Source organism: Micromonospora sp. S4605, assembly GCF_003176715.1.
Taxonomy (GTDB): domain Bacteria; phylum Actinomycetota; class Actinomycetes; order Mycobacteriales; family Micromonosporaceae; genus Micromonospora; species Micromonospora echinaurantiaca.
Window position 1 is genome coordinate 1 of sequence record NZ_QGSW01000108.1, and the last position, 12,726, is coordinate 12,726.

The following is a 12,726-nucleotide window of genomic DNA, read 5'->3' on the forward strand; positions in this document are numbered from 1 at the left end:
CGGTGGTGCCGCCGCCGGAGCCGACCGCCCACCGGCCGGAGCCCGAGCCGGTCGGCGGGGCGCCGCTGCGCCGCGCCGCCGACCCGGATCCGGTGGAGCAGGACACTCCGGCCGCCGGCGGGCTGCGCGGCGCCCGGTCCGAACTGCGCCGGCAGATGCGCGAGCGGCGCCGGCTCCGGATGGCCGTACTGGCCCTGGTGAGCGTGGTGCTGCTCGGCGCCGTCCCGCTCTTCTTCGGCATCCGTACGCTCAGCCGCGACCCGGTGTTCGACACCCTCGACCAGCTGAACGTGCCGAGCTGGGCGGCGGTGAAGACGGTCGACGACGTCAGCGGCAGCCGCTGGTGCCTGCTGGACTGCCGGCTGCGCGAACGCACGGTCACCTCGGAGGGCTCGCCGGAGGACACCGCCCGGGCGTACGAGGCGGCGCTGACCGCCGACGGCTGGCGCCCGTGGAAGGTGGCCCGCTGCCCGGAGCAGCCGGCGAAGGGCAGCTACACCTGCTGGCGCCGCGACGAGCTGACCCTGGACCTGTGGGTGCGCGAGCCGGCCTGCACGCCACCGCCCGTCGACGGCGAGCCGGCCGTGGTGCCGTCGCCCAGCCCGTCAGCCGCAGCGGAGGGGTGCACCGGATCGTTGGTGTCGGTGAAGGTCCGCAACGCGATCGACGACGAACGGACCCGACCACAGCCGAGCACCGACCCGTCGCTCACCGGGGAGGATCCGTTCCCGACCCTCACCGAGGACCCGCTGGGCGAAGTGACACCCTCACCGTCCTGAGCCGGTTTCCATCACGGACGGTAGGGTCTGGGGCTGGCGGGCCGCTCTGCTCCCGCCGGCCCGTCCTGGGTCGCCGAGCGCCGGCATGGGTAAGGGTCGTGCGGTTCGCGGACGTCCGGTCCGCGGAACCCCCTGGTTGAGGAGGACAGGCGTGGACTTTGGAGAGGTCGCGGCGCTGATCGCGGCGATCGCGTTCGCGATGCTGGTGTTGATCCTGACGCTGCCCATCCTGCGGCTGCGGCACACCGTGGACGCCACCACCCGGATGATCAACGACCTCAACGACCGCACCGCGCCGCTGCTCGGCGACGTCAACGCCACGGTGAAGAACGTGAACACCGCGCTCGAGCAGGTGCAGACCTCGCTGGACGGGGTGAACCTGCAACTGGCCAAGGTCGACACCATGACCAGCCACGCCCAGAACATCACCGCCAACGTGGCGAACCTGGCCGCCGTCGTCTCCGCCGCGGCCGCCAACCCGTTGGTCAAGGTGGCGGCCTTCGGCTACGGCGTCCGCAAGGCCGCCGCCGCCCGCCGGCACGCCGAGACCGAGCGCGAGGTGCGCGACACCATCAAGCAGCAGCGCCGGGCCGCCAAGCGCGGTAACCGCTGACCGCGCGGCGACCAGGAGGTTAGAGCATGAGGCGGTTGTTCTGGCTGGGCATCGGCCTGGCCGTCGGCGTGGTGGTGGTCCGCAAGGCGACCCGCACCGCCCAGGCGTACACGCCGGCCGGGATCGCCGGCTCGTTGTCGCAATCGGCTGGCGGGCTGGTTGAGTCGCTGCGTAGCTTCGTGGAGGACGTCCGGACCGGGATGGCCGAACGCGAGCAGGAGATCCACGAGGCGTTCGCCAGCGGCGAGGCCTTCGATGACCAGTTCGCCGAGCTGCGGGAGGACCCGCGCATCGGCGACCGAGAGATCTTTCCGGAGGAACACCAGCGATGAAGACGGCGGAGATCAAGCGGCGGTACCTCGCCCACTTCGAGGCGAACGGTCACACCGTGGTGCCGTCCGCTCCGCTGCCCGCCATCAGCGACCCGAACCTGCTGTTCGTCAACGCCGGCATGGTGCAGTTCGTCCCGTACTTCCTGGGCCAGCAGACCCCGTCCTACCGGCGGGCGGTGAGCGTCCAGAAGTGCATCCGCACCCCGGACATCGACGAGGTCGGCAAGACCAGCCGGCACGGCACGTTCTTCCAGATGAACGGCAACTTCTCCTTCGGTGACTACTTCAAGGACGGGGCGATCCCGTTCGCCTGGGACCTGGTCACGAAGTCGCAGGAGCAGGGCGGCTTCGGCCTCGACCCGGAGCGGATCTGGCCGACGGTCTACCTCGACGACGACGAGGCGTACGACATCTGGCGCTCGGTCGGCGTGCCGGCCGACCGGATCGTGCGCCGCGGCAAGGCGGACAACTTCTGGTCGATGGGCATCCCGGGTCCGTGCGGCCCGTGCTCGGAGCTGTTCTACGACCGCGGCCCGGAATACGGCCGCGAGGGCGGCCCGGCGGTCGACGAGGACCGCTACATGGAGTTCTGGAACCTCGTCTTCATGCAGTACGAGCGGGGCCCGGGCACCGGCAAGGAGGACTACCCGATCCTCGGTGAGCTGCCGGCGAAGAACATCGACACCGGCATGGGCCTGGAGCGGATGGCCTCGATCCTGCAGGGGGTCGACAACCTCTACGAGATCGACGAGGTCCGGCCGATCCTGGACAAGGCCGCCGAGCTGACCGGGAAGCGGTACGGCGCGCACTCCGGCCACGTGGCCAGCGAGTCGCACCCGGACGACGTGCGGCTGCGGGTGGTCGCCGACCACGTGCGTACCGCGCTGATGCTGATCGGCGACGGGGTGACCCCGAGCAACGAGGGGCGTGGCTACGTGCTGCGCCGGATCATGCGCCGGGCGATCCGGGCGGTGCGGCTGCTCGGCTGGCAGGACCGGGCGCTGCCCGAGCTGCTGCCGGTGGCCCGGGACTGCATGTCCCCGTCCTACCCGGAGCTGGCGAGCGAGTTCGACCGGATCGCCGACTACGCGTACGCGGAGGAGGAGGCGTTCCTGTCCACCCTGCGCGCGGGCACCACGATCCTGGACACCGCGATCGCGGAGACCCGGACCGCGGGCGGGAAGAGCCTCTCCGGCGAGAAGGCGTTCCAGCTGCACGACACGTACGGCTTCCCGATCGACCTGACCCTGGAGATCGCGGCCGAGCAGGGGCTCCAGGTCGACGCCGAGGGTTTCCGCCGGCTGATGGCCGACCAGCGGGCCCGGGCGAAGGCCGACGCGCAGGCGCGCAAGACCGGGCACGCCGATGTGTCGGCGTACCGCGGGGTGCTCGACGCCGGCGGCCCGGTGCGGTTCACCGGCTACAGCGAGGTGTCCCGGGAGTCCACCGTCCGGGCGGTGCTCGGCGCGGCCGGGCCGGTCAGCGCGGCGGTCGAGGGTGACACGGTCGAGCTGGTGCTCGACGCCACCCCGTTCTACGCCGAGGGCGGTGGGCAGCAGCCCGACCACGGCATGATCACGGTGGGCGACGGCCAGGTCGAGGTCCTCGACGTGCAGCAGCCGGTGCCCGGGCTGATCGTGCACCGGGCCCGGGTGGTCCGGGGCGAGGTGCGGCCCGGTCAGACCGGCTTCGCCGAGATCGACGCCAGCCGGCGGCGGGCCATCTCCCGCTCGCACACCGCCACCCACCTGGTGCACCAGACCATGCGCAACTTCCTCGGCGAGTCCGCCACCCAGGCCGGGTCGCTGAACGCGCCCGGGCGGCTGCGGTTCGACTTCAACACCCCGACCGGGGTGGCGCCGAGCGTGCTGCGCGACGTCGAGCAGCAGGTCAACGAGGTGCTCCTGGCCGACCTGGAGGTGCACGCCTTCATCACCTCGCTGGAGGAGGCGCGCCGGATCGGGGCGATGGCGCTGTTCGGCGAGAAGTACGGCGAGGAGGTGCGGGTCGTCGAAGTCGGCGACTACGCCCGCGAGCTGTGCGGCGGCACCCACGTGGCGCGCTCCGGCCAGCTCGGCCTGGTCAAGATCCTCTCCGAGTCGTCGATCGGCTCCGGGGTGCGCCGGGTCGAGGCGCTGGTCGGCATGGACGCGTTCAACTTCCTGGCCCGCGAGCACCTGCTGGTCGCCCGGCTCGCGGAGCTGTACCGGGTGCCCAGCGACCAGGTCGCCGACCGGGTCGAGCAGACGGTCACCCAGCTGCGCGACGCCGAGAAGGAGCTGGAGAAGCTCCGCGCCCAGTTGGTGCTCGGCGGCGCGGCTGCGCTCGCCGCCCAGGCCAAGGATGTGCGCGGCGTCGCGTACGTGGGCACCGAGGCGCCGGAGGGCGCGGCCGGCAACGACGTGCGGACGCTGGCCCAGGAGATCCGCGGCAAGATCGACCCGGCCCGGCCGGCGGTGGTCGCCGTGGCCGCCCGCTCGGGCGGCAAGGCGTCCCTGGTGGTGGCCGTCAACCCGGCCGCTCGGAGCCGGGGGATCGGTGCCGCCGACCTGGTCAAGGCGGCCCTGTCCGGGCGCGGCGGGGGCAGCCCCGACCTCGCCCAGGGCGGTGGGCTGCCGGCGGCGGAAGCCTCGAACCTGCTGCTCACGGTCGAGAAGGCGATCGCCGAGGCGTGATGGGCTACCAGGCCCGACCAGGGCGGACCGCGCCGGTCCGCCCTGGTTCGTTTTTCCGGGGCGGTGACCGTCGGTGACGGAGGGGTCGCGTGGTGTCCGGCTCGGCGTGGACGTCGGGCAGGTCCGGGTCGGGGTCGCCCGCTCCGACCCGCACGGCGTGCTGGCCACCCCGCTGGTCACCCTCGCCCGCGATCTTGCCGCGGCGCCGGACGCGGTGCCGAGCGACATCGCCGAGCTCGCCGCGCTGGTCGCCGAGCACGAGGCGGTGGAGGTGGTGGTCGGCCTTCCGGTCAACCTCGCCGGCAAGCACGGTCCGGCCGCCGTCCACGTGAAGGCGTACGCTGACCGCTTGGCCGATGTAATAGCGCCTGTTCCGGTAGCGCTCACCGACGAGAGGATGTCCACGGTCGTGGCGTCTCGTAGGCTTGCCGAGCGTGGCGTCCGGGGGAAACGGCAACGGGCGGTGGTCGACCAGGCCGCCGCGGTGGAGATTCTGCAGAGCTGGCTGGATGCGCAGCGGAGGCGGACGTAATGATTGAGGATCTGGACCTCGGGTTCGACGAGCAGGAGCGGGGGGAGAAGGGCCGGCACCGGCGCGGCTTCGTCAAGAAGCGCAACAAGCGTTCCGGCGGCCGGGGCAAGACCGTCCTGGCCCTGCTGCTCGCCCTGGTGCTGCTCGGCGGCATCGGCGGTGGCGCCTTCTACGGCTTCGACCGGATCCAGAACTACTTCGTCACGCCCGACTACGACGGCACCGGCACCGGTGAGGTGACGGTCGAGATCAAGCAGGGCGCGCTGATCGCCGACATGGCCGACGCGCTGCACGCTGCCGGCGTGGTGAAGAGCCCCAAGGCGTTCGTCGAGGCGGCGGCGGACAACTCCCGCAGCAAGAACATCCAGCCGGGCCTGTACAAGCTGCGCAAGCAGATGAGCGGGGAGAGCGCGGTCGCCGCCATGCTCGACCTGAAGAACCGGATCGTCAACGGCCTCACCATCCCCGAGGGCCGCACCGCCAAGAACGTCTACAAGCTGCTCTCCGAGCAGACCAAGATCCCGGTGAAGGATTTCGAGACGGCGGCGAAGGACCCGCTGGCGCTCGGCGTGCCGGACTGGTGGTTCAAGCGCACCGACGGCCAGAAGGTCAAGCCGTCGATCGAGGGCTTCCTCTTCCCGGACACCTACGAGATCCCGCCGAAGGCCACCGCGGAGAGCATCCTCAAGCTGATGGTGGAGAACTTCCTGACGGTCACCGGGCAGATGGAGTTCGCCGACCGGGTGCAGAAGGAGCGCGGCGGGATCAGCCCGTACGAGGCGCTGATCGTGGCATCGCTGGCCCAGGCGGAGGCGGGTAACAAGGACGACCTGGGCAAGGTGGCCCGGGTCGCCTACAACCGGGTGTTCGGCGAGTTCCCGTGCAACTGCCTGGAGATGGACGTCACTGTCAACTACTACCTGGAGCTGACCGGCCAGGACACCAAGACGTCCAAGGAGATGACCGCCGCCGACCTGGACAACCCGAAGAACCCGTACAACCGCAAGCGCAAGGGCCTGGTGCCGACGCCGATCAACAACCCGGGCAAGCAGGCCCTGGAAGGCGCGATGGACCCGCCGGCGGGCAAGTGGCTCTTCTTCGTGGCGATCGACAAGGAGGGGCACTCCGCCTTCGCCGAGACCTTCTCGGAGCACGAACGCAACATGGCCAAGGCCCGGGAGGCCGGGATCATCTGATGACGGTCCGACGGCGGGCGGCGGTGCTCGGGAAGCCGATCGCGCACTCGCTCTCCCCGGTGATCCACACCGCCGGCTACGCGGCGGCCGGGCTGGCCGGGTGGTCGTACGACCGGATCGAGTGCGCCGCCGCGGAGCTGCCGGACCTGGTCGCCAGCCTGGGCCCGGAGTGGGCCGGGCTGTCGGTGACCATGCCGGGCAAGGAGGCGGCGCTCGCGGTGGCCGCGGCCGCCTCACCCGTCGCCGTCGCCGTGGGCGCGGCCAACACGCTGGTCCGCCGCCCGGACGGCTCGTGGTACGCGGACAACACCGACGTCGGCGGCATGGTGGAGGTGCTCGCCGGGGCCGGCGTGCGCGCCGGCGCCACGGTGACGGTGCTCGGCGCGGGTGGCACCGCCCGCGCGGCACTCGCCGCGGCGGCCCGCCTGGCCGCCCGCGAGGTGACCGTGGTGGCCCGCCGGGCGGCGGCGGTCGAGGAGTTGCGCCCGGTGGCCCACGCGGTCGGCGTCCCGCTGGCCGGCGCGCCCTGGGCCGACGCCGCCGACCGCTGCCGGGCCGACGTGGTGGTCTCGACCGTGCCGAAGGGGGTCGCCGACCCGCTCGCCGGCGCGGTGGCCTGGCGGGCCGGGACGGTGCTCTTCGACGCGCTCTACGACCCGTGGCCGACGCCGCTGGCCGCCGCGGCGGGCGCGGCCGGCTGCCGGGTCGTCTCCGGGCTCGACCTGCTGCTGGCCCAGGCGATCGGCCAGTTCGAGCAGTTCACCGGCGTCCCGGCACCCCGCGACGCGATGGCCGCTGCGCTCGCCGCGGCCCGCTGACCCACCGACGCTGCACTCCGTGCTGACGCCTTAGCTGTCGGTTAAGTCGCGCTTAGGTCCGACTGTCCTCGCCACGACGTACCGTGACCGTCGATACGCTGCTGAGCGTAACCACTTCGGACACAGGGAGTCGCCTTGGCTCGGCACGGACTGCACCGCCGCCCCCGGCCCGCCGGCCCCCGCCGCAAGGCGCTGGTGCTGGGCGTCCTCGGCGTCACGGTGGCGACCGGCCTGCTGGTCACCACGGTGCCGCTGCTGGCCGCCGACGACCTCGCCGTCCGGGCGAGCGCGGACACCACGGCCACGGCGGTGCCGCAGGACGGCGACAACAGCGCGAAGAGCACGCTGGCGACCTGCCCGGCCCGCTGCGACGGCAACCCCCGGGGTGCCCGGGAGGCGGTCCTCGCGTTCACCGTCGGTGACCTGCCGGCGAACGCGGTCAACGTCCGCGCCACCCTGCGGGTGTACGCCTGGCAGCGGTTCGCCGCGACGGTCACCGCCCACGCGTCGTCGCTGGACGCCCGGGCGGCCCGGCCGACCCCGGTGCCGGCGGGCGCCAGGCTGGACAGCGTCGCCGGGGTGGCGCGGGGCTTCAACGAGTGGGACGTCTCGGGGCTGGTGCGCGGCAACGGCAGCTGGACGGTCGCCCTGGCGCAGGCCGGCCTGGACACCCGGATCTACTGGGCGTCGAGCGAGCACCGTGACCCCGACCTGCGCCCCCGCCTGCTGCTCAGCTACGACCTCGGCACCCGGCCCAGCTCGACCCTGACCAGCCCGGCCAGCCCGGCCAGCCCGTCGGCCGCGCCGACGACCACCGCCGGCCGGCCGACGGCGAGCCCGACCCGGAGCACGCCGAGCCCGACGCCGAGTGCGCCGAGCAACCGCTGCGGCCAGGTGTCGGAGAAGCTGGTCCCGTCCTGCGGCGCCTGGTGGGGGATGTACACGCCGGCCAGCGCCGCCGCCGGCTGGGACCACGGCCGGGCGGTTGCCGAGGTGGAGGCGCAGGTTGGCCGGACCTTCGACATCGTGCACCGCTACCACGACTTCTCCAACACCGGCAGTAACGGCGCCTTCCCCGACGCGTACGAGCAGCGGCAGCTGCGCGAAGGCCGGCTGCTCTTCTTCGCCTGGGAGTCCCGGATCTTCTCCGCCGGCGCCGTGCTGACCTGGCGGGATGTCTACAGTGGTCGGTACGACGCGACGATCGACGCGGTCGCCGGCCGGATCCGGGCCGCCGAGGTGCCGGTCTTCCTCGGCTTCGACCACGAGCCGGAGGACGAGCCGGTCAAGGGGAGCGACGCGGACTTCGTCCGGGCCTGGCGGCATGTGCACGACCGGTTCGCCGCGGCCGGCGCGGACAACGCGGTCTGGGTGTGGACGATGATGGGCTGGGCCGGCCACCACCACCGCTACGCCGGCCTCTACCCGGGCGACCGCTACGTCGACTGGGTGGCCTACGACCCGTACAACTTCCACGTCTGCAACGGCAGCGCGGTGTGGAAGAGCCCGAGCACCACGGTCGGGAGCTTCTACCGCTGGCTGGACGAGCACGGCATCGGCGCCGGCAAGCCGCGGATGCTCGCCGAGTTCGGCACCAACTTCGACGCGGCCGACCCGGCGGCCAAGCGGCGCTGGTTCGAGCAGTTCCCGGCGGCGCTCAAGGCGCACCCGAAGATCAAGGCGGCGATCTACTTCAACTCGGCGGGGATGACCACCCGGTCGAGCAGTTGTGACATGACGATGAACCACGACGCCGCGGCACTGGCCGGATTCACCCGGGCCGGGCAGGACGCCTATCTGCGACAGCCGACCGGAGGCACACGCTGACCCACAGTGGCGGTGTGATGACGTAAGGTGGCGCGCACGTTCTCCTGGCCCCGACCGCGCTCGCGCTGCGTCACCTTGGCGACACGATGGCCGACCAATCGGCGGATATCGCCCACTGTGCTCATCGGGTCACGCTACGTGGGTTGTCATCCACCTTGGAGGCGCCGCGTGCCCACACTCCCGCTCCGCCGGCGTCCCGCCGGCTTCCGCGCCCGGGCCGGGATGGTCGCGCTGGCCGTCGTCGCCGCCGTGCTGGCCGTGCCCGCCGCGGCGCCCGCCGCCGTGGTGCCGGCGCCCGCGCCGGCGACCCTGGTCTCGACCAACCCCGCCGACCTCACCCCGCACGCCCGCGACGGCGAGACCCGTGCCTTCGCGCAGATCGGCACCATGGTCTTCGTCGGCGGCAGCTTCACCCAGATCCGGCGGACCGCCGGCGCGGCGTGGACCACCCAGCGCTACCTCTTCGCGTACGACCGGAGCACCGGGGCGATCTCGACCAGCTTCCTGCCGGTGCTCGACGGCGCGGTCAACGCGCTGGTCGCCGGGCCGGGCGGCACGCTGATCGTCGGCGGCACCTTCAAGACGGTCAACGGCGTGAGCCGGCGCAACCTGGTGGCGCTCAACCCGAGCACCGGGGCGATAGTGGGTGGCTGGGAGGGGCGCTCCGACGGCGGCACGGTGCGCGACCTCGTGCTGCACGGCAACTGGCTCTACGTCGCCGGCGCGTTCAACTGGCTCAACGGCACCGCGCACGCCGGGCTCGGCCGGCTCGACGCCGGCACCGGCGCGATCGACCCGACCTTCACCGTCGATGCCACCGTGGGCCGGCACGGCACCACGTCGTACGTGTGGACCATCGACGTCACCCCGGACGGCGGCACGCTCGCCGTCGGCGGCAACTTCACCCTGGTCGACGGCCTGCCCCGTAACCAACTGGCCCTGGTGGACCTCACCGGCACGCCGACCGTGCTGGACTGGAGCACGGAGAAGTTCACGCCGCCGTGCGCGGCGCCGGCCACCTTCGTGCACTACGTGCAGGACCTCCGGTTCGGCCCCGACGGCAGCTGGTTCGTGGTCGGCACGAACGGCGGCGCCGGCTGGCCGGCCGCGTACTGCGACGCGCTGGTCCGGTTCGAGACCGCCGCCCGCGGCGGCGGGCAGTTGGCCACCTGGGTCGACTTCACCGGCAACGACACCATCACCTCGGTGGAGGTGGCCGACGGGGTGATCTACCTGGGCGGGCACTTCCGCTGGCTGAACAACCCCAACGCCAGCGACCGGGCCGGCGCCGGCGCGATCGACCGGCTGGGCATCGCCGCCGTCAGCCCGGCCACCGGCCTGCCGCTGAACTGGAATCCGCGGCGCAGCGGTGGCGCCTCGATCCCCCCCGGCACCAGCACCTGGGGCTCGGCGGTTCCGGTGCTCTGGCGGGGCAGCGACGGGCTCTACTTCGGGCAGAACTCGGACGCGATGGCCGAGGAGTACCACGGCCGGCTCGGCATGTTCCCGCTCGCCGGCGGGCGCGCCGTCACGCCGAAGAACCCGCCGACCGGGACCACCGGCAACCTCTACCTCGGCACCGGCAGCGGCGTGCTGGCCCGGGTGCCGTTCGACGGCGCCCCGGTCGGCGCCCCGGCCACGGTGAGCCAGCCGAACTACACCGCCGCCGGCGCGACGTGGCGGGTGGCCGACCGGATCTACTGGTCGCACGCGGTGGCTGGAACCCCCACCGGCAGCCGGATCGACATCTCCATGTTCACCGGCGGCGCGATCGGCGTGCCGTGGGAGGCGTCCGGCTACAACGACTGGTTCACCCCGGCGGCGATGACCGGCGCGTTCTTCCTCGACGGCCGGCTCTACTACACCCGGGCCGGCGCCAACGCGCTCTACTACCGGTACTTCGAGATCGACGGCAACTACCTGGGCGCCACCGAGTTCAGCCTGCCGACCACCGGGGTGACCTGGTCTGCGGTGCGGGGCATGGCCTGGGTGGGTGGCCGGATCGTCTACGGCGCCACCGACGGGACGCTGCGCGGCGTCCCGTTCGACCCGACGGCCGCACCGGTGGTCGACGGTACGGCGGCCACCGTGCTCGCCGTGCCGTCGCCCGGGCTGACCTGGTCGACTCCGTCGATGTTCTTCTCCGTGCAGTAGCGGCTACGGTTCGTGACGGAAAATCGGTAGATTGTGCGCGTCGGGCCGGCGGATCCACTGTGACCGGTCCCGGCGAGGGAGGAGGGCCGGTGGTCGACGCGGGCATCCGCCGAGGGCTCCTGGTGCGGACGGTCTTCGCGGTCAAGCGCAGTTGGTACCGGCTGCGCTATCCGGGGCTGACCCTCGGACGGGGCGTGGAGATCCGCGGCCGGATCCGGCTGCGCCGGGGGGTGCGGGTCAGCATCGGCGACCGCACCCGGCTGAACAAGCTGGTCCGGTTCGCCGGCCCCGGCGAGGTCCGGGTCGGCGTCGACTGCCTGCTCAACGCGACCTGGATCGGCACCTGGAGTTCGGTCACCATCGGCGACCGGTGCCTGCTGTCGAACTGCGAACTGCTGGACAGCGACTTCCACAACCTGTCCCCGGGCCTACGGCACGACCCGCCGACCTCGGCCACCCGCGCGCCGATAGTGGTCGAGGAGAACGTCTGGATCGGCGCCCACGCGCTGGTGCTCAAGGGCGTACGGATCGGCCGGGACGCCGTGGTGGGCGCGGCGACGGTGGTCCGTACGGACGTGCCGCCGCGGGTGGTGGTGGTCGGCAACCCCCAACAGATGGTGAAGAAGTTCGATGGCTGACGCTTCTGGCGGTCCCTGGCCCGGCGACGCCGGGGGCGGGTCCCCGCCCGCCCGCACGGTCACCCTGACCGACCTGCTCCGCGTGCCGCTGCACCGGTTCCGGCTGGTGGCCGCGGTGGCCGCGGTCGGCCTGCTGGCCGCCGCGGGCTACCTGCTCCTGGTCCCGGCAGCGGTCACCGCCAACGCGGTGGTGGCGGTCCGGCCGGTGGTCACCGACGCCTTCACCCCCAGCGGGGCCGCCGCCGACCGGGCGGTCAACATGAACGTGGAGAGCGGCATCGCCACCGGCACCGAGGTGGTGCAACGGCTGGCCGACGCCGGCGGCCGGGACCCGCGCGAGGTGCGCGACGCGCTGGAGGTGGAGGTGCCCACCGGCGGGCAGATCCTGCGCTTCGGCTACCGCGCGTCCGATCCCCGGCAGGCGGTGGAGAGCGCCAACCTCGCCGCCCGTGCCTACCTCGACGTGCGCCGCGCCATGTACGAGAAGCAGCGCGCGGAGATGCTGCGCTCGTACGACGACAGCATCGCCCGGGTGGCCGCCCAGCAGAGCGCCCTGCAGAAGCGGATCGGCGGCGCCCGGGACGGCGCGGTCGACGCCACGGTGGCCGAACTGGCCGGAATCAACAACCAGCTCGCCCAGCTCAACTCGGCGCGTACCGAGATCGCGGCGGTCGACGTCAACCCCGGCTGGGTCACCCGGACCGCCGACCGGACGCTGGTCTCCGCGCCCGGGCACCGATCCCTGCACCTGCTCGCCGGGCTGCTCGGCGGCCTGCTGGCCGGAGTGGTGCTGGCGTACGTCCGGGAGTCGGCGGACCGCCGCGTCCGGTCGGTCGCCGAGGTGCGCGACGCCACCGGGCTGCCGCTGCTCGGCACCGTCCGGCGCCGCCACCCGCGCGCCGGGCGGGCGGTCGACGCCGACGTGCGGTACGTGGCGATGGCCGTCGCCGAGCGGGTGCGCCAACCCGCCCGGGTCGCGCTGCTGACCCCCCGGGAGGACGCCACGGCGCTCACCGCCGGCCTGGCGGTGGCGCTGGCCGCCGGGGGTCGGGAGGTCTTCGTGGCGGACGACCACGGCCGCGCCGAGCGGCTGCGCGGCGCCGTGCTGGCCGACCGGGCGCGGCTGCCGGCCGGCGTCGACCCGGCCCGCCCGGTGGTGCCC

11 protein-coding genes are annotated in these 12,726 nt (G+C 73.1%); all 11 read left to right on the forward strand.

Annotation, left to right across the window (positions count from 1 at the left end):
• The first annotated feature begins 155 nt into the window (after nucleotides 1-155).
• Nucleotides 156-779, forward strand: coding sequence for a hypothetical protein (locus DLJ47_RS06695; RefSeq protein ID WP_109899200.1), 624 nt, complete (start codon nucleotides 156-158; stop codon nucleotides 777-779).
• A gap of 151 nt (nucleotides 780-930) precedes the next feature.
• A complete protein-coding gene (locus DLJ47_RS06700) occupies nucleotides 931-1,392 on the forward strand; it encodes a DUF948 domain-containing protein (protein ID WP_088994830.1) in 462 nt (153 codons plus the stop codon).
• Between the two features lie 26 nt (nucleotides 1,393-1,418).
• Nucleotides 1,419-1,724: a hypothetical protein gene (locus DLJ47_RS06705; protein WP_088994829.1), complete on the forward strand. Its 306-nt coding sequence runs from the start codon at nucleotides 1,419-1,421 to the stop codon at nucleotides 1,722-1,724.
• Complete coding sequence (gene alaS / locus DLJ47_RS06710; protein ID WP_109899192.1) at nucleotides 1,721-4,399, forward strand: alanine--tRNA ligase; 2,679 nt, start codon at nucleotides 1,721-1,723, stop codon at nucleotides 4,397-4,399. Before DLJ47_RS06705 ends, alaS begins: the two co-directional genes overlap by 4 nt.
• Before the next feature lie 73 nt (nucleotides 4,400-4,472).
• Nucleotides 4,473-4,931 (forward strand): Holliday junction resolvase RuvX, encoded by a 459-nt coding sequence (gene ruvX, locus DLJ47_RS06715; RefSeq protein WP_109899193.1) that lies wholly within the window; start codon nucleotides 4,473-4,475, stop codon nucleotides 4,929-4,931.
• Nucleotides 4,931-6,127: an endolytic transglycosylase MltG gene (gene mltG / locus DLJ47_RS06720; protein ID WP_109899194.1), complete on the forward strand. Its 1,197-nt coding sequence runs from the start codon at nucleotides 4,931-4,933 to the stop codon at nucleotides 6,125-6,127. The genes ruvX and mltG overlap by 1 nt, the downstream gene beginning before the upstream one ends.
• The gene (locus DLJ47_RS06725) at nucleotides 6,127-6,945 is read left to right on the forward strand and encodes a shikimate dehydrogenase (protein ID WP_109899195.1); all 819 of its coding nucleotides are present in this window, start codon (nucleotides 6,127-6,129) and stop codon (nucleotides 6,943-6,945) included. Before mltG ends, DLJ47_RS06725 begins: the two co-directional genes overlap by 1 nt.
• A 135-nt stretch (nucleotides 6,946-7,080) precedes the next feature.
• On the forward strand, nucleotides 7,081-8,772 hold the full coding sequence (locus DLJ47_RS06730; protein ID WP_109899196.1) for a glycoside hydrolase: 1,692 nt from the start codon (nucleotides 7,081-7,083) through the stop codon (nucleotides 8,770-8,772).
• A 222-nt stretch (nucleotides 8,773-8,994) separates the two neighbouring features.
• The gene (locus DLJ47_RS06735) at nucleotides 8,995-10,926 is read left to right on the forward strand and encodes a hypothetical protein (RefSeq protein ID WP_109899197.1); all 1,932 of its coding nucleotides are present in this window, start codon (nucleotides 8,995-8,997) and stop codon (nucleotides 10,924-10,926) included.
• 89 nt (nucleotides 10,927-11,015) lie between these two features.
• Complete coding sequence (locus tag DLJ47_RS06740) at nucleotides 11,016-11,564, forward strand: acyltransferase (RefSeq protein ID WP_109899198.1); 549 nt, start codon at nucleotides 11,016-11,018, stop codon at nucleotides 11,562-11,564.
• Nucleotides 11,557-12,726, forward strand: a 1,170-nt coding sequence (locus DLJ47_RS06745) for a lipopolysaccharide biosynthesis protein (protein WP_109899199.1), incomplete at its 3' end; no start/stop codon positions are given. The genes DLJ47_RS06740 and DLJ47_RS06745, both read left to right, overlap by 8 nt.